Below are 15,844 nucleotides of genomic sequence, written 5' to 3'. Positions count from 1 at the left end.
ATGCGCAACTACCGCATCCAGAGGACTAAACGCGGGTCAGGTGATGGTGCTGTTCCGGATCTCCAGGGAGAACGGCGTTTGGACGTCCTCGGGTGCGAGGTCGCTCCCGCCCGCGATGCGGCGTCGCAGGAGATCGACCGCGGCCCGCGCGATCGCCGCCTTGTCCGGGGCGATCGTCGTCAGCGAGGGCAGGCTGTAGGCGCTTTCCTCGTTGTTGTCGAAACCCACGATCGCCATGTCCGACGGCACCTGGACACCCCGCTCGGCCGCGGCGCGAAGGGCGCCGATGGCGAGAAGGTCGTTGAAGCAGAAGACCGCGTCGGGCGGCTCCGGCAGGGCGAGCAGATGCGCCATCGCCTCGGCGCCGTTGGCACGGTGGTAGCGCAGCGCGGGCAGGACCAGATCGGGAATGGGCGCGAGCCCGGCCTCTTCGAGCGCGGAGTGGTAACCCTCCAGCCGCTGCGCGGCGGTGTGCCGCTGAGGGTGCGCCCCGATGGCGGCGATCCGGCGGCGTCCCAAGGAGATCAGGTGCCGTACCGCGATCCGCGCGGCCTGGACGTTGTCGATCCCGACGTGGTCTATCGGGACGTCGACGACGTGCTCGCCGAGCATCACCAGCGGGACGCCTGGTGCCAGATCCTCGAAATCATCGGTGTGCAACGCTTCCGGACTGATGATCGCGCCGTCGATGAGATGCGGTCCCAGCGTCGACAGCGCGTCGCGCTCTCGCTCACGGGTGCCGAGGGTCTGTTCGATGAGGACGTTCCACTCGTGCTCCTGCGCCGCCTGCAGCACCAGGCCCGCGAGTTCGCCGAAGTACGGGATGCTCAGTTCGGGCAGCATCAGACCGAGGAACCCGGTACGGCCGCGGCGGAGGTTGCGGGCACCGAGATTGGGCCGGTAGCCGGTCGACGCCAGCGCCTCCTCGACCCGGCGGCGGTTCTCCGGTTTCACGAAGTCGTAGCCGTTGACCACGTTCGACACGGTCTTGACCGAGACGCCCGCAAGCTTGGCGACGTCCTTGAGCGTGGCCACCTTCACTCCCCTCTCCACAGATCCCTGGCGCGGATCCGGCACAGCCTAGCCGCGCGAACGGCCGATTTACAACGTTGTACCAACGATGTAAATCTGGCATCGTCCTAATGAGTGACAGGGGTCACCGCAGACCCTTGAGCTCGACTTCCCCGAGGAGCGATCGATGTCCCTGCCCATCCACCGCACCCTGCTCCTGGTGACCGGCCTCGCGCTCGCGCTGACCGCCTGCACCAGCCGCGAGCCCCAGCAAACCGCCCCGTCGGGTGCGGGACCGGCCGCTTCGGCGGCGCCGAGCCAGGCCGCGGGGCCGGGCTGCGCCCGCGAGAAGATCGGCTATCCGCAGGTGGACGTGAAGAACGCGGTCATCGGCTTCTCCCAGTCGGAGAAGGAGGCGAACCCGTTTCGGATCGCCGAAACACAGTCCATCCGGGACGAAGCCGCCGAACTCGGTATCCCGGCGGACAAACTCCTGGTCACCAACGCGCAGAGCGATCTCAACAAGCAGGTCAGCGACATCAAGTCGCTGCTGGACCGGGGCGCGCAACTGCTCATCGTGGCGCCGTTGAACTCCGATGGCCTGCAACCCGCTCTCGACGCGGCGAAGGCCAAGAAGGTCCCGGTCATCACGATCGACCGCAAGGTGACCTCGCAACCGTGCTCCGACTACCTGACCTTCATTGGCTCGAACTTCGTCGAACAGGGCAAGCGCGCGGCGCAGGAGATGGTGAAGGCGACCGGGGGCACCGGCAAGGTCGCGATCCTGCTCGGCGCCTCCGGCAACAACGTGACCACCGACCGCACCAAGGGTTTCAAGGACGAGATCGCCTCGACGCCGGGGATCTCGATCGTCGCCGAGCAGACCGGTGAATTCGACCGCTCCAAGGGGCAGGCCGTGATGGAACAACTCATCCAGAGCAACCCCGAGATCACCGCCGTCTACGCCGAGAACGACGAGATGGGCATCGGCGCGGTCACCGCGCTCAAGGCCGCCGGCAAGACGCCGGGCAAGGACGTCAAGATCGTCTCGATCGACGGCACCCGCAACGCCGTCCAGCTGATCGCCGACGGCAGCTACAACGCGGTGATCGAGTCCAACCCGCGCTTCGGCCCGCTCGCCTTCTCCACGCTGCAGGATTTCGCCGCCGGCAAGGAGATCCCGCCGACCGTGGTGATCTCCGATGACCAGTACGACTCGGCGAACGCCGCGCAGAAGCTTCCGAACGCGTACTGACGATGGAACCGGTTCTCGAGGTCGAAGGTGTGACGAAGACGTTCGCCGGCGTGCGCGCGCTCGACGACGTGTCGTTCGCGCTCCGGCCGGGCGAGGTGCACGCGCTCGTGGGGGAGAACGGCGCCGGCAAGTCGACGCTGATCAAGGTGCTCACCGGCGTGCACCGGCCGGACTCCGGCGTCGTCCACGCGCGGGGCGCGATCTCCACGATCTACCAGGAGGTCAACCTCATCCCGCTGATGAGCGTGGCGAGCAACGTGTACCTCGGCCGCGAGCCGAGGAAGCGGTTCGGGCTGGTGGACTGGACGCGGATGAACGCCGACGCGGCGACCCTGCTGAAGGACTACGGCATCGACACCGATGTCCGCCGTCCACTCGGGACACTCGGGGTGGGCGCCCAGCAGATGGTCGCGCTGGCGCGCGCGGTGTCGGTCGACGCCGACGTCGTGATCATGGACGAGCCGACGTCCTCCTTGGAGCCGCGTGAGGTCGAGACGCTGTTCGAGGTCATCGGCAGGCTGCACGAACGCGGGATCGCGATCGTGTACGTCAGTCACCGGATGGACGAGCTGTACCGGATCTGCGACCGCGTGACCGTGCTGCGGGACGGCAAGCGGGTCCACACGGGGCCGCTCGCGGAGCTGCCACGGCTGGAACTGGTGTCGATGATGCTCGGCCGCAGCGTCGGCGACATCCGCTCACACGGCGCGACCGCCTTCGAGGGTGACCACGAGGCCGGCCGGGAACCCGTGCTGCGCGCGGAGAACCTGACCAGCGGCAACCGGCTGGCGGACGTCTCGGTGTCGATCAGGCCAGGCGAGATCGTCGGACTGGCCGGGCTGCTCGGCTCCGGCCGGACCGAGACCGCGCGGGCCATCGTCGGCGACCTGCCGCTGTCCGGTGGCACCGTCCTCGTGGGCGGAAAGCCGGTCGCACGAGGGAATGTGGCGGCGGCGATGCGGGCGGGAGTGAGCATGCTCGCCGAAGACCGCAAGACCGAGGGCATCATCCCGCATCTTTCGGTGCGGGAGAACATCGTCCTCGCCGCGTTGCCGAAGCTGTCCCGCTTCGGCCTGGTCAGCCGCGCCCGGCAGGACCGGATCGTCGACACGTTCGTGAAACGGCTGCGCATCAAAGTGTCCGGTCCTGATCAGAAGGTCGCCGAACTCTCCGGCGGCAACCAGCAGAAGGTGCTGCTGGCCCGGTGGCTGTGCACCGAACCCAAGGTGCTGCTGCTCGACGAGCCGACACGCGGTATCGACGTCGGTGCCAAGGCGGAGGTACAGGCACTGATCGACGAACTGGCCCGAGAAGGACTGGCCGTCCTGCTGATCTCCTCGGAGATGGAGGAACTCCTCGATGGCGCCGACCGCCTGGTCGTGCTGAAAGACGGCGCGGTGGTCGGGGAACTCGCGGGGGAGCAGCTGACCCATGACCACGTGCTGGCCGTGATCGCTTCGGGCGGGGACGCGAATGACTAGTACCCAGCGAAGAACAGAGGATGCGGGAAGCACCATGACGGAGACGGTGGACCGGACCCGCGTCGCCCGCTGGCTGCAGGAGTACGGCGTGTACGTCGCCGTCGTCGCGCTGGTGCTGTTCAACATCGCGTTCACGGCGAACTTCCTGACCGTCGGCAACTTCCGCACCCAGCTCATCCAGGCCGCGCCGGTGCTGGTGGTCGCGCTCGGGATGGCGCTGGTGATCGGCACCGAGGGCGTCGACCTGTCGGTGGGCGCGGTGATGGCGCTGTCGGCCGCGCTCGTCCCGCTCTACCTCGGGTACGGGACGCTGCCCGCCGTCGCCATCGCCCTCGCGGCGGGTCTGGCGGCGGGCGCGTTCAACGGCGTTCTCGTGGCCAAAGTCGGGATTCAGCCGATCGTCGCCACCCTGGCCTTACTCGTGGGCGGGCGTGGACTCGCGCTCGTGCTCGCGGATGGACAGCTCATCCAGGTGCACGACGAGGTGTTCCTCGCGCTCGGCACCGGCGAGGTGCTCGGGATCCCGGTCAGCGTGCTCATCGCGGCGGTCTTGGCCGTGCTGGTGGCGGCCTTGGTCGGGAAGACGGCGTTCGGCAGGCGGCTGGTCGCGATCGGCGGCAACCGGCGGGCCAGTGTGCTCGCCGGGCTGCCGGTCGATCGCGTCCTCATCGGCGTCTACGCGCTCTGCGGCCTGCTCGCCGCACTGGCCGGGGTGCTCTCGACCGCCCGGCTCGGCGCCGGTGACCCCGCGGACGCCGGACTGCTGATGGAACTGTCCGCGATCACCGCGGTCGTCGTCGGCGGCACCCCGCTGACCGGCGGGCGCGTCCGCATCTTCGGGACGGTGATGGGGGTGCTGCTCATGCAGCTGGTCCGCGCCACGCTCATCAAGCACAACCTGCCGGATTCGACCGCGCAGATGGTCCAGGCCGCGATCATCGTCGGCGCGGTCTACGTCGCACGGGAACGGAGCAGCCGATGACCGCGGCGCCCACGATGGCCGCTCAGGACTCCACCCGGCGCGAGCTGATGGCCGGAGTGCTGCAGAAACAAGGCGCGGCGATCGCGCTGGTGCTCATGGTCGCCGTCGCGTGGCTGCTGTTCCCGCGTTTCGGCAGCTTGGACAACTTGCGGGACATCGCGTTGCAGAGCTCGTTCCTCGCGATCATCGCGCTCGGGATGACGTTCGTGATCATCACCGGCGGGATCGACCTGTCGGTGGGCTCGGTCTACGCGCTCGGCGGGGTCCTCGCCGCCTATGGATCGCAATGGGGTTTCCTCGTGGCACTGCTGCTGCCGCTGGCGGTGTGCGGGCTCATCGGGTTGATCAACGGGCTCCTGGTCGCGAAAACCGGGATGGCACCGTTCATCGTCACGCTGGCGTCCCTGCTGTTCGCCCGAGGGCTGCTGCTCGCGATCACCAGCGAGGGCGCGACGACGTACAAGATCTCCGACGGCGAGGCGTTCGTCGAACTCGGCCGCGGCACCCTCTTCGGCTTCGGCTACCCGGTGTTCATCGCGGTGGCGCTTTGCCTGGTCGGTGGCCTGGTGCTGCGGCGGACGCGGTTCGGGCAGTCGGTGTTCGCCACCGGCGGCTCGGAGCAGTCCGCGAAGCTGATGGGACTGCCGGTGGCGCGCACCAAGGTCACCGTCTACGTGATGAGCGGCGTCCTTTCCGGCCTCGCGGGCGCGCTCACCGCCGCTTACCTGCAATCCGGCGTCACGGTGATCGGGGTCGGTCTCGAACTGGACGCCATCTCCGTCGTCGTCATCGGGGGCACCCTCCTGACCGGTGGGATGGGCACGATTTTCGGAACGGTCATCGGCGTGGGCATCCGAACGGTCATCCAGAACGTCATCAACCAGATAGGAACTCTCGACAGCAACTACCAATCGGTGGTCAGCGGTGCGTTCCTGCTGGTGGTCGTTGTGTTGCAACGGTCGCTGGCGCGCACGACCGCCCGGAGATAGGGAGATCGCATGCACCGAAGAACGGCGCGCGTCCTGAGTGTCGTGGCCGGCCTGCTGGCCGCCGCCACGACACTCGTTCCCGTCGCCCAAGCCGCTCCCGTCCCGCTCCCCACCCCGTGGACGGACCAGGTCTCGCCGTCGAACGCGCTGCCGGAGTACCCGCGTCCGCAGCTGGTGCGTTCGGAATGGCTCAACCTCAACGGAACCTGGGGCTTCACCGGAGCACCGAACCTGAACTCGCCACCGATCGGCAGACCGCTGAGCGAGAACGTCCTCGTGCCTTACCCGATCGAGTCGATGCTTTCGGGGATCAAACGGCATGAGGACAACATGTTCTACCGCCGTACCTTCACCGTTCCGTCCACATGGGACGGACGACGGGTGAAGCTCAACTTCGGCGCGGTCACCTGGGAGACCAGGGTCTGGGTCAACGGGACGTCGATCGGCAGCCACACCGGCGGCTTCGACGCGTTCTCGTTCGACATCACTCCGGCGCTGAAGGCGGGGGAGAACGAGATCGTCGTCGGCGTCGCGTCGCCGGTCGACGGCAGCCGGTACCCGGTCGGAAAGCAGCGGAAGACCCCCAGCGGCATCTTCTACACGGCGGCGTCGGGCATCTGGCAGACCGTCTGGCTGGAACCGGTCAGCGCCGAACACATCACCCGGCTCGACACCACACCCGACGTCCCGGCCGGCGCGCTCGACCTCGTCGTCCAAGGCACTCCCGGGCAGCAGGCGACCGCGGAAGTCCTCTCGGGCGGGCAGGTGGTCGGCACCGCGAGCGGGACGGTGGGGTCGCACATCCGGGTCCCCGTGCCGAACGCGCGGCTGTGGTCACCGGACGACCCGTTCCTCTACGACCTGCGGGTACGGCTGCCGGGAGGCGACGTCGTCACGGGTTACTTCGGGATGCGCTCGCTCGGCAAGGCGATGGTGGGCGGCGTGATGCGCCCGTTGCTCAACGGGAAGTTCGTGTTCCAGCTGGGCACGCTGGACCAGGGTTACTGGCCGGACGGCATCTACACCGCGCCGACCGACGAGGCACTGCGGTTCGACCTCGAACGCCAGAAGGCGCTGGGCTTCAACATGGTCCGCAAGCACATCAAGGTCGAACCCGCGCGGTGGTTCTATCACGCCGACCGGCTCGGGCTGATGGTCTGGCAGGACATGCCGTCGCTCGACTCGATCGACGAAGTCCCCAACGGACACGCGAACTTCGAGTCCGAACTGCGGCGGATGATCGAACAGCACAAGGGCATCACCTCGATCGTCCAGTGGGTGCCGTTCAACGAAGGCTGGGGCGAGTACGACGCCGGTCGCATCGTGGACCTGGTCCGCTCGATCGACGACACGCGGTTGGTCAACCACAACTCCGGATCGAATTGCTGCGTGTCCGATCCTGATCCGGGCAACGGGGACGTGATCGACGACCACGCGTACCAGGTCTCCACCGGGACGAGACCGCCGGACGCGCGGCGGGTCGCGGTGCTGGGCGAGTACGGCGGCCTCGGCAGACAGGTGGCAGGCCACGAATGGGAACCTGGCAAGGGCTTCGCGTACGGCGCGCTGTATCCGGACGAGACTTCGCTGACGAATCGGTACGTGGAGATCACCAAGCAGGTCGGGCGGTTCGTCCACGGGCGCGGGCTTTCCGCGTCGGTCTACACCGAGCCGTACGACGTCGAGAACGAGGTCAACGGTTTCCACACCTACGACCGCCGCGTGCTGAAGATGTCCGGGGCGCGGGTGCGCGAGATCAACCAGAAGGTGCTCGCCATCGCCAAGGGCACGGAGGTGGGCCGGGGCGAACTCGTGTCGCTGCGGGTCACCACCGCCGGATACACCGACCGGTACTTGCGGCACCAGGACGACTTCGCCAGGACCGACGTCTTGGGCGAGGGCAGCGCGGACGTCGGCAAGAAGGACGCGACGTTCTGGGCCCGGCCGGGGCTCGCGGACGCGTCGTGCCTGTCGTTCGAATCGCGGAACTATCCCGGGCACTTCCTCCGGCACGCGGCGTCGCGGATCCGGAAGGACGCGAACGACGGCTCGGCCTTGTTCGCCACGGACGCCACGTTCTGCGCGCGGGAGGGCGCGGGCGGCACGGCGCTGGAGTCGTTCAACCAGCGCGGCGCGTACCTCCGTCACTACGCCGAGAACGTTTATCTCGCGCGCAGCGGCGGGGCGAACCCGTGGGACACCCCGGTGAGCTTCGCGGCCGACACGACGTGGGCGGCCTCGATCCCGCTGTGGCGCAGCGGCGCCGACCTGCCGCTGGACCAGGCACGCTCGTTCCGGGTGACCACGCCGGGCTTCACCGACCGCTACCTGCGGCACCGTGACGGCCTCGCGCGGACGGACGTGGTGAACGCGTCGAGTGCGGCGCTGCTGAAGGCGGACGCCACCTTCGTCGTGCGGCGCGGCCTCGCGGATCCGTCGTGCTACTCGCTGGAGGCGCGGAACTATCCGGGCCAATTCCTGCGGCACGCGGACTTCCGGGTCCGCCTCGGCGGAGGTGACAACACCGACCTGTTCCGGAAGGACGCGACGTTCTGCGCCCAGCCGGGGGCCGGGGGAGTGCGGTTGGCGTCGGTCAACGAACTGGGCACGAACATGCGGCACTACGCCGAGGAGGTCTTCGTCGCCACCAGCGGCGGCGGCCACCCGTTCGACAACCCGGTCTCGTACGACCAGGACGTGACGTGGGCGGTCTCGGCGGCCTGGGCTCCGTAACCGCCTCGTGAGTGGTAATGACGGTTAGAACCGTCATTACCACTCACGAGACCGAGAAGCACGCCCGGTAACCTTGCCCGCATGACCGGCCCGGACGTACCTCTTTCCTTCAAGCTCGCGTACGTCCCCGGCGTGACGCCCTCGAAGTGGGTCCGGATCTGGAACGAGCGGTCGCCCGGCGTCCCGCTCGACCTCGTCCAGACGACCGCCGCCGAAGCCGCCGCGCTGGTCCGGGACCGCGAGGTGGACGCCGTCCTGCTGAGGCTCCCGATCGATCGCACCGGCCTGCACGCGATTCCGCTCTACACCGAGAGCACGGTCGTCGTCGTCCCCAAGGATCACCTGGTCGCGGCCGCGGACGAGGTTTCCATCGACGACATCGCCGACGACGTCGTGCTGCACCCGCTCGACGACACGCTGGACTGGGAACGGCCGCCGGGGAAGCCCGCGCTGGAACGCCCCGCGACGACGGCGGACGCCATCGAACTGGTCGCCGCCGGGGTCGGGCTCCTCGTCGTCCCGCAGTCCCTCGCGCGGCTGCATCACCGCCGCGACCTGACCTATCGCCCGATCTCCGGCACACCCGAATCCGGCGTCGCGTTGTCCTGGCCGGAGGACGAGACCACCGACCTGATGGAACAGTTCATCGGGATCGTCCGGGGCCGGACGGTCAACAGCACCCGGGGCCGGCCGCAGACGCCGGAAAAGCAGAAGCAGGAAAAGCAGGCCCCGGCGAAGAGCAAGCGCCCCCAGACCGCCGGACGGAAGCCGCAGCCTGGGAAGCGCGGGGCACCCAAAGGCGGGAAGCGCCGCCGCCGCGGCTAGCTCTCGCTGCGAGCGGCCTTGACGCGCGCCTCTTCCTTGCGGACCTCGGCGTGGGTCTCGCGCTCCCGCTTCAGCCACTCCGGGGCGGCGGTCTTGATCTCTTCGATCTGCTCGGTGGTGAGGGCCTCGGTGATCCCGCCTCGCGCCAGGCCACTGATGGAGATGCCCAGCTTCGCCGCGATGACCGGGCGCGGGTGCGGCCCGTTGCGGCGAAGCTCGCGCAGCCACTCGGGCGGCTCGGCCTGCAACGCGTTCAGTTCGTCGCGGGAGACGACACCCTCCTGGAACTCAGCCGGGGTGGCCTCCAGGTAAACACCCAGCTTCTTCGCCGCTGTCGCGGGCTTCATCGTTTGAGGGGTCTTGTGCGACGTCATTGCCTCAGGGTAACGCCCTGTGATCAGGCGCCCTTCGCGGGCAGCGTGACGACGCCGAGCCCGGCGAGCACACTGAGCACGGCGACCGCGGCGAGGACCACCCAGGCGATCGGATGCCCGAGGTTGAGCGTCCAGTACGTGCCGACCCGCCGGTGCACCAGCAGCGCCGGGTCGTTCCGGTTCAGGTAGACCATCCCGGCCGCGTGCCAGTAGCGGTCGTCATCGCGCTGCTCGTGCCGGGTTTCCGGCTCCTTGCCCACCGGGTACAGCCGGTGCCCGGCGTCGCCGGTCCGGATGCCGAAGACGATCCAGCGAGGAAGGCGGCGGCCAGCGGCAGATAGCCGACGATCGTGATCGGCGCGGTCGTCTCGAAGACACCCCAAAGCCGCAGCGAAACGACGAGCAGGGTCGTGGTGGCGCAGCCGGTGGAGTAGTCCTCCGCACCCACGACCAGGCCTATGACCGGGGTGAGCATCGAGATTCCGGCGGCCGGCGCCAGGAGAATCCACTGTGGACGCACGGGGGCGGCGTGCCGCGAGGTGTCGGCGACGACCGCCTGCCGGGTCCCGGCGTACCAGCCATCGTCCCGTCGGGCGGCCTCCGGGCTGAACTTCGACGAGTTGCTGATCAGTGTGACGAACGCGGCCGAGATCGCCGACGCGCTTTCGCCGGTCAGCGCCTAGAGGTAGTCGAAGAACCGGTCCCACCACGACGGTGGCCGGTCCGGGGGATAGAGGGTGTCGAAACCGCTGATCCCGGTGTACTTCGTCCAGAGCGGATGTTCGGAGACGGGCAGGTAGCCGAGTGCTTCCAGTTCGTCTTCGATCCGTCTTCGTTCCGCCGCGGGGAAGAACTGTCGTTCCTCGTCCTCGTCGTAACTGCCCGGGTTTCCCAGTGTCACCGCGACGAGGCCGCCGAAGTTGCTGACCGTGACGGTCAGATGGTCCTGTGCCGAGGTCGCACTCGCCGGGATCACGATCCTGCCGAGGTGACTGGCGTCTTGGACGTGCCGGTCGACTTCGCAGACGCAGTCGAAGCGCCGACCGAGCCGTTCGGCGAGTTGCCCGAACCGGGCCCGTTCGGCGGGTCCGTCGAAGTCGTGCGGCACCTCCCAGTGGCCGGGTTCGTCGAGCTCGCGCAGCATCGCCCAGGTCTGCTGCTCGTCGAGGGGCATCGTCGCCTCCCGGCCTCAGGTGGTCTAGTCCACTTACCGAACTGAACCTTAACCAGCCGGATCCCGCGCGGACAATGGTGGGACGAATTCTGGACCGAAAAAGTTTTGTTCGGCAGTCGAGAAGCAGGGGTAGCGCCAGCGCTACCCGAAATCTGGTAGACCGCACTCCTGATCTTCGCGCCTGGATCGACCATCGTCGTCAGTACTGATCCGGTCGACGAAGGAGCGCGAATGACGAGCAAGACCACGGTACGCAAGGGAGTTGTGGTCCTGACGGTAACGGGGCTGCTGGGTACCGCGTGGGCCACGGCGGCGGAGGCGGCCCCGCCCCGTGAGCCTGAGCTGCGGAAGAGCCTCGACGCGTTGGTGAGCCAGGAGAAGTTCCCCGCGGCGCTGGCATCGGTGACCCACCGCGGTCGCACGACGTCGCTGGTCGCGGGCTCCTCACGGATCGAGCGTCAGGTCCCCGTCCCGCGTGACGGTTCCGTCCGGGCGGGCAGCAACACCAAGACGTTCACCGCGGTCGCTGTCTTGCAACTGGTGGCGGAGGGCAAGGTGGAACTGGACGCGCCGATCGAGAAGTACCTGCCGGGACTCGTGCGCGGGGAGGGCATCGACGCCTCCAAGATCACCATCCGGCAGCTGCTGCAGCACACCAGCGGGCTCCCGAACTACACCGCGCACATCGGGGTGCAGGAGTTCGAGACGCTGCGGCACAGGTTCTTCCAGCCGCACGAGCTGCTCGCCGCGGCACTGGCCCATCCGGCGAAATTCGCTCCGGGCACCCAATGGGAGTACAGCAACACCGGCTACCTGCTGGCGGGCATGCTGATCGAGAAGGTGACCGGACGCCCCGTGCAGGAACAGATCACCGAACGCGTCATCAGGAAGGCGGGCCTGGAGCACACCTATTGGCCGCAGGTCGGCGACCAGACCATCCAAGGGCGGCACCCGCAGGGTTACGCGATCGGCAGTGCCGTCACCGGCAAGGTGGTCGACGCGACCGAGATGGACCCATCCTGGGGCGGTGCCGCGGGTCAGCTGATCTCGACGCCGAGCGACCTCGCGAAGTTCTTCCGCGTACTTCTGGAAGGGAAGTTGCTTCCACGCGAGCAGCTCGCCGAGATGCGGAAGACGGTCGACGCCCCGCTGTTCCCGGGAAGCCGCTACGGCCTCGGCCTGGTGAGCAACCCGCTCAGCTGCGGCGGCGTGTACTGGGGCCACGGCGGGGACATCCACGGGTTCGAGACCCGGGGCGGGGCCACCGAAGACGGCCGGACCGTCGGACTGGCCGTGACCGCGATGCCGGGGACCTTCGGCGACGCCGAGCGCGGCGGCGCGGCCGTGATGGCCACGGTGGACACCGCGTTCTGCAAGTGACCGAGTTGACCAGTGCGGACAGTGCCCGGCAGGGTCGTCAGCGGCCGTGCAGTGAAGTCCCCAGTACATGATGGCCCCCTTCCTTGCGCCAGGCGCAAGGAAGGGGGCCATCATGTACTTCACTCGGACAAGGCCGCAGGCCACGAGCAGAGCTTCGCGATGGCCTCCGTGAACCCCGCCAAGGCCGCGCGATAGAACCGGGGGCCGTACGAAACCCGCGCCACGCCGAGTTCCCGGAGCGTGGCCAGATCCAGTTCATCTCCGACATTGCCGTTCACCGGGCACGCCAGTTCGGCGACCGACGCGGCGATATCGTCCCGCCGTCGTACGCCGATCGGGTACACGCAGTCGGCTCCGGCGTCCCGGTAGAGCCTGCCTCGCAGGATGGCCTCGGCGAGTCTGTCCGGCTCCGGAATCCCGCGGTCACCCAAGAACGCGTCGACCCGGGCGTTGACGACGATCGGGACGCCGGCGTCCGTCGCCGCGGCGCGGATGTCCGCGAGTCGCTGGGCGTGCTCGTCCGCGTCGGCCAGCCTGCCCGAGGAGTGATCGGTGTCCTCGAGGTTGCAGCCGACGGCACCGGTCTCCAGCAGCCGGTCCACGAATTCCCGCGGTGCCAGGCCGTAGCCCGCCTCCGCGTCCACGGTGACCGGCAAGGAGACCGCGCGGGCGACCCGGCCCGCCGCCGCGAACATCTCCTGCCACGGCGCGCCTTCGCCGTCGGGGTAGCCGAGCATCGCCGACACGGCGGCACTGGCGGTGGCGATCGCGGGGAAGCCTGCCTCCGCCACGACCTCGGCGCTCGCCGCGTCCCAGACGTTGGGCAGCACGAGCAACTCCCCGCTGTGCAGGCCACGGAGCGTTGCGGCGCGAGCGTTCAGGTCGGTCATCGGTTTCCTCCTCGATCGGTACCGGACAGGGCGGGTGCCCCCGGTGCTTCGGTCGGTCGCCTGCCCGGTATGCCCAAGGCGACCAGCACGCCGGTGAAGGCGAAGGCGACGACAGTGCTCATCGCCGCGGTGAAACCGCCACCGAATTCCTCTGGCGACACGTGAGCTCCGGCGCCGGTGAAGACGGCGACTGCCACCGCCACCCCGAACACGCCGCCGAAGATCCGCACCATCATGAACGCGCCGGACGCCTGCCCGATTTCGGGCGGCCGCACGGCGCCGACGACCGAGCGCTGCGCGGCGGGCATGGCCGAGGTGATGCCGACACCGCTGACGATCAGTCCGGGCAGCAGGGTCGCGTAGCTCGTGCCTGGTCCGGCGACCAGGACGATCCATCCCATGCCGATGGTCTGGAGCAGCAGCCCGGTGGCCACGAACGTGCGCGCGCTGTACTTGTCGGCGAGTTTGCCCGCGAGGGGAGCGCAGATCATCAGGGTCGCGGTCCACGGCATGAGTCGCAGCCCCGCCTCGAACGGCCCGAGACCCTGTGCGGTCTGGAAATACTGCGGCAGGAAGAACAACGTGCCGTACAGCGAGGCGAAGACACAGAAGTTCGCCGCGTTGGCCGTGGAGAAGGCCCTCAGCCGGAAGAACCGCATCGGCAGCATCGGTGCTTCACTTTGGCGTTCCCAGAATACAAAGGCGATCACCAGCAGGACACCGAGCGTCAGCGCGCCAAGGACCTCGGCACTGCCCCAGCCGGCGAGGTTGCCCCGGACCAGACCCCACACGATGCCGAGCGAGCCCAGCGTCATCAGGACAACGCCGCCCTGGTCCAACCGGTTGTTCGGGCCGGCGCTCTCGTCGACGCGCCGAAGTGTCAGCAGGACGGCGGCGACGCCGATCGGCAGGTTGAGCCAGAAGATCCACTGCCAGGCCAGTCCCTCGGCGATCACGCCGCCGATGAACGGCCCACTGAACGTCGCCAGCCCGGTGAGGCCCAGATACAGTCCCATCGCCTTACCGCGCTTTTCGGGCGGGAAGATCGCGCTGATCAGGGTGAGTGACAGCGGTAGCACCATCGCCGCGCCGACGCCCTGCACCGTTCGCGCGATGATCAGCGTGCCGATGTCCGTCGACATCGCGCAGCCCGCCGAGGCGAGCGTGAACACCGTGAGGCCGGTGACGAACATGCGGCGGCGGCCGAACCGGTCACCGAGTGCCGCCCCGGTCAGCAGCAGGACCGCGAAACTCAGGTTGTAGGCGTTGACGGTCCATTCGAGTTGTTCGATCGAGGCCGAGAGATCCCGGCGGATCGTGGTCAGCGCCGTCGTCACGACCTGGCTGTCCAGCGCCATCATGAACGACGCCAGTGCGGCGAGCGCCAGCACCCACGCCTGCTTGGGGGTCAAGATTTCTCCTTGTTTCCGGGCATGACGGGGCACACGCCCGTCGGGGCGTGGCCATGGGGGCGGGAAAGGTCAGTCGCGCAGCGAGCGGGGAAGCCCGAACGCCGCGAGCAGTGAGTTGTCGAGGAACCGGGTCACCGCGGTGACCCGGTCGCCCGCGAGTTCCAGCACGAGCACGCCGTGCGCGTGGCAGATCGGCGTCCTCGGGTCGCGGACGTAGCAGCCGAAGGCGGGCTGGCCGTTCGCGCGGGTCGGGATCAGCGAGTACCGGCGATCGTCGCGAAGCGCGACGGTCGCCAGGAAGTGCCCGACCGCGTCCGGGCCCTGGTACTCCAGGGGGAGTGGCGGCATGGTCAACCAGGCGTCGTCGGTCAGCAGTGCCACGATGGCCTCGACGTCGCCGGTCTCGAAGGCGCGGGCGAACTCGTCGACGATCCGGCGTTCTCGCGGCGAATCCGGTAGGGGAGCGGTCTCCCGTCCGTCGTCCGGCATCTCCTTGGCCTGCGCCGTACGCGCCCGGTTCAGCGCGCTGGTCACGGCGTTCTCGGTGGTGTCGAGTATCCCCGCCACCTCGGCGGCGCGGAACCCGAGGACATCCCGCAGCACGAGTACCGCCCGCTGTTGGGGCGGCAGTTGTTGCAGCGCGGCCAAGAACGCGAGCGAGATCGACTCCCTGGCCTCGTAGCGTGCCTCCGGGCCGGGCACCTGATCGGCGATCTCGTCGAGCAGGAGATCGGGATAGGGCTCCAGCCAGCTGGGTTCCGGGCGGCGGCGCGATGGCTCTGGCAACGGTACCTCCGGCCGGTAGGCCGCGTAGTCGTGCGGGCGGCGGCCGCCCGCCCGCAGCGCGTTGAGGCAGCGGTTGGTCGCGATCCGGTATAGCCAGGTCCGCACGGACGCGCGTTCTTCGTAGGCGTCGATCCCGCGCCACGCGGCCAGCAACGTCTCTTGCAGCAGGTCCTCGGCGTCCTGTACGGAGCCCAGAATGCGGTAGCAGTGCACCTGCAGCTCACGGCGGTACGGCGCGACGAGGTCGCGGAACGCCGCGCCGTCGCCGGTCTTCGCCAGGGTCAGCAGTTCGTCCGCCCGCATACCGGCTCCTTCCTCCTGATGGTGTCTCTCGAAGAGGTGGACACCGCCGCCGCCGGAAACTGGTCGGTCCTCGCCCAGTTTCCTCTGGATCCGCGAAAAACCCGTATGCCATCCCCATCGCGGTGGCTACACTCGCCACGAATCATCCCGGCGAGGAAGGACAGGACCGTGCGTCATCACAACGCCGTCGTCGTCCCCTCGGCTCGGTACGAGGTGATCCTCGCGTCTCCGCGCGTCCGGTGCCTGCCG

The 15,844-nt window shown here is 68.6% G+C and carries 15 protein-coding genes; 8 read left to right on the top strand and 7 right to left on the bottom strand.

The features are described from left to right. Positions 1-36: 36 nt before the first annotated feature. On the bottom strand, positions 37-1,035 hold the full coding sequence (locus ACZ54P_RS14250; RefSeq protein WP_465461954.1) for a LacI family DNA-binding transcriptional regulator: 999 nt from the start codon (positions 1,033-1,035) through the stop codon (positions 37-39). A gap of 163 nt (positions 1,036-1,198) precedes the next feature. Between ACZ54P_RS14250 and ACZ54P_RS14245 the strand changes: the two genes are divergently transcribed. From ACZ54P_RS14245 to ACZ54P_RS14220, 6 genes are all read left to right on the top strand, one after another. Beyond that, entirely contained in the window at positions 1,199-2,266 is a 1,068-nt protein-coding gene (locus tag ACZ54P_RS14245) for an ABC transporter substrate-binding protein (protein ID WP_465461953.1), read from the top strand. Positions 2,267-2,268: 2 nt separating this feature from the next. Continuing rightward, on the top strand, positions 2,269-3,747 hold the full coding sequence (locus tag ACZ54P_RS14240) for a sugar ABC transporter ATP-binding protein (RefSeq protein ID WP_465461952.1): 1,479 nt from the start codon (positions 2,269-2,271) through the stop codon (positions 3,745-3,747). Between the two features lie 34 nt (positions 3,748-3,781). Further along, on the top strand, positions 3,782-4,729 hold the full coding sequence (locus tag ACZ54P_RS14235) for an ABC transporter permease (protein ID WP_465461951.1): 948 nt from the start codon (positions 3,782-3,784) through the stop codon (positions 4,727-4,729). Then, positions 4,726-5,718, top strand: coding sequence for an ABC transporter permease (locus tag ACZ54P_RS14230; RefSeq protein ID WP_465461950.1), 993 nt, complete (start codon positions 4,726-4,728; stop codon positions 5,716-5,718). Before ACZ54P_RS14235 ends, ACZ54P_RS14230 begins: the two co-directional genes overlap by 4 nt. Positions 5,719-5,727: 9 nt before the next feature. Next, complete coding sequence (locus ACZ54P_RS14225; protein ID WP_465461949.1) at positions 5,728-8,451, top strand: AbfB domain-containing protein; 2,724 nt, start codon at positions 5,728-5,730, stop codon at positions 8,449-8,451. Between the two features lie 81 nt (positions 8,452-8,532). Then, positions 8,533-9,276 carry a LysR family substrate-binding domain-containing protein gene (locus ACZ54P_RS14220; protein WP_465461948.1) on the top strand — a complete coding sequence of 248 codons (744 nt, stop codon included), beginning with the start codon at positions 8,533-8,535 and terminating at the stop codon, positions 9,274-9,276. Here the strand turns inward: ACZ54P_RS14220 and ACZ54P_RS14215 are convergent. Together ACZ54P_RS14215 and ACZ54P_RS14210 are read right to left on the bottom strand one after the other, a co-directional pair. Beyond that, a complete protein-coding gene (locus tag ACZ54P_RS14215; RefSeq protein WP_465462095.1) occupies positions 9,273-9,623 on the bottom strand; it encodes a DUF5997 family protein in 351 nt (116 codons plus the stop codon). The two genes, ACZ54P_RS14220 and ACZ54P_RS14215, sit on opposite strands and share 4 nt — an antisense overlap. Before the next feature lie 50 nt (positions 9,624-9,673). Further along, positions 9,674-10,033, bottom strand: a complete 360-nt coding sequence (locus tag ACZ54P_RS14210) for a DUF5808 domain-containing protein (RefSeq protein WP_465461947.1) — start codon at positions 10,031-10,033, stop codon at positions 9,674-9,676. An 84-nt stretch (positions 10,034-10,117) separates the two neighbouring features. Here ACZ54P_RS14210 and ACZ54P_RS14205 point away from each other — a divergent pair, with 84 nt between their 5' ends. Continuing rightward, entirely contained in the window at positions 10,118-10,333 is a 216-nt protein-coding gene (locus tag ACZ54P_RS14205) for a hypothetical protein (RefSeq protein ID WP_465461946.1), read from the top strand. Here the strand turns inward: ACZ54P_RS14205 and ACZ54P_RS14200 are convergent. After that, positions 10,330-10,824: a hypothetical protein gene (locus ACZ54P_RS14200; protein WP_465461945.1), complete on the bottom strand. Its 495-nt coding sequence runs from the start codon at positions 10,822-10,824 to the stop codon at positions 10,330-10,332. The two genes, ACZ54P_RS14205 and ACZ54P_RS14200, sit on opposite strands and share 4 nt — an antisense overlap. Before the next feature lie 231 nt (positions 10,825-11,055). On the opposite strand from ACZ54P_RS14200, the gene ACZ54P_RS14195 reads away from it, so the two are divergent. Continuing rightward, entirely contained in the window at positions 11,056-12,204 is a 1,149-nt protein-coding gene (locus tag ACZ54P_RS14195; RefSeq protein ID WP_465461944.1) for a serine hydrolase domain-containing protein, read from the top strand. A 119-nt stretch (positions 12,205-12,323) separates the two neighbouring features. Here the strand turns inward: ACZ54P_RS14195 and ACZ54P_RS14190 are convergent, their stop codons facing one another. The 3 genes from ACZ54P_RS14190 to ACZ54P_RS14180 all read right to left on the bottom strand — a co-directional run bounded on the left by ACZ54P_RS14190 (position 12,324) and on the right by ACZ54P_RS14180 (position 15,595). Next, on the bottom strand, positions 12,324-13,094 hold the full coding sequence (locus ACZ54P_RS14190; RefSeq protein WP_465461943.1) for an isocitrate lyase/PEP mutase family protein: 771 nt from the start codon (positions 13,092-13,094) through the stop codon (positions 12,324-12,326). Continuing rightward, entirely contained in the window at positions 13,091-14,506 is a 1,416-nt protein-coding gene (locus ACZ54P_RS14185; protein WP_465461942.1) for an MFS transporter, read from the bottom strand. Before ACZ54P_RS14185 ends, ACZ54P_RS14190 begins: the two co-directional genes overlap by 4 nt. 69 nt (positions 14,507-14,575) lie before the next feature. Next, positions 14,576-15,595 carry a sigma-70 family RNA polymerase sigma factor gene (locus ACZ54P_RS14180; RefSeq protein WP_465461941.1) on the bottom strand — a complete coding sequence of 340 codons (1,020 nt, stop codon included), beginning with the start codon at positions 15,593-15,595 and terminating at the stop codon, positions 14,576-14,578. Positions 15,596-15,844 lie beyond the last annotated feature (249 nt).

This window comes from Amycolatopsis sp. NPDC034160 (assembly GCF_055575355.1).
Note: the sequence above shows the minus strand (reverse complement) of the source record. Positions and strands in the feature narration are given on the sequence as shown.

What these genes read in the sequence shown, in the direction of transcription:
- ACZ54P_RS14245 (WP_465461953.1), top strand. Translation starts at nt 1,199, where the DNA reads ATGTCCCTGCCCATCCACCGCACCCTGCTCCTGGTGACCGGCCTCGCG.
- ACZ54P_RS14240 (WP_465461952.1), top strand. Translation starts at nt 2,269, where the DNA reads ATGGAACCGGTTCTCGAGGTCGAAGGTGTGACGAAGACGTTCGCCGGC.
- ACZ54P_RS14235 (WP_465461951.1), top strand. Translation starts at nt 3,782, where the DNA reads ATGACGGAGACGGTGGACCGGACCCGCGTCGCCCGCTGGCTGCAGGAG.
- ACZ54P_RS14230 (WP_465461950.1), top strand. Translation starts at nt 4,726, where the DNA reads ATGACCGCGGCGCCCACGATGGCCGCTCAGGACTCCACCCGGCGCGAG.
- ACZ54P_RS14225 (WP_465461949.1), top strand. Translation starts at nt 5,728, where the DNA reads ATGCACCGAAGAACGGCGCGCGTCCTGAGTGTCGTGGCCGGCCTGCTG.
- ACZ54P_RS14220 (WP_465461948.1), top strand. Translation starts at nt 8,533, where the DNA reads ATGACCGGCCCGGACGTACCTCTTTCCTTCAAGCTCGCGTACGTCCCC.
- ACZ54P_RS14215 (WP_465462095.1), bottom strand. Translation starts at nt 9,623, where the DNA reads ATGAAGCCCGCGACAGCGGCGAAGAAGCTGGGTGTTTACCTGGAGGCC.
- ACZ54P_RS14200 (WP_465461945.1), bottom strand. Translation starts at nt 10,824, where the DNA reads ATGCCCCTCGACGAGCAGCAGACCTGGGCGATGCTGCGCGAGCTCGAC.
- ACZ54P_RS14195 (WP_465461944.1), top strand. Translation starts at nt 11,056, where the DNA reads ATGACGAGCAAGACCACGGTACGCAAGGGAGTTGTGGTCCTGACGGTA.
- ACZ54P_RS14190 (WP_465461943.1), bottom strand. Translation starts at nt 13,094, where the DNA reads ATGACCGACCTGAACGCTCGCGCCGCAACGCTCCGTGGCCTGCACAGC.
- ACZ54P_RS14180 (WP_465461941.1), bottom strand. Translation starts at nt 15,595, where the DNA reads ATGCGGGCGGACGAACTGCTGACCCTGGCGAAGACCGGCGACGGCGCG.